The sequence below is a fragment of the Pseudomonas sp. SIMBA_068 genome, from assembly GCF_046534705.1.
GTDB lineage: Bacteria > Pseudomonadota > Gammaproteobacteria > Pseudomonadales > Pseudomonadaceae > Aquipseudomonas > Aquipseudomonas putida.
In genome coordinates, this window is sequence record NZ_JAWRYI010000763.1 from 1 (window position 1) to 263 (window position 263).

Genomic DNA, 263 nt, shown 5'->3' on the forward strand with positions numbered 1-263 from the left:
GCCAGAACAGGATAAGCGTCAGCACCGCGATAATGACCGGCGTTGGCAGGAACAACAGCGATCCACTGCCAAACCATGAGAGATCCGGCGAGTTAAACGTGACGATCTGTCCGGAGGTGATCAGTTGCGCCACGCCGCGCCCGGCGACCATCAGGATCAGGGTGGCAACAAACGGCTGAATTTTGAGGATCGCTACCAGTATGCCGTTCCACAATCCCGCCAGGATGCCAGTGCCCAGGGCGCTTAACAAAACAATCGGCAGG

The 263-nt window shown here is 57.8% G+C and carries 1 protein-coding gene; it reads right to left on the reverse strand.

The genetic code is table 11. The annotated features are described in order from the left end of the window. On the reverse strand, positions 1-263 hold a 263-nt coding region (locus SB756_RS31340; RefSeq protein WP_410913400.1), incomplete at both ends, for an ABC transporter permease subunit.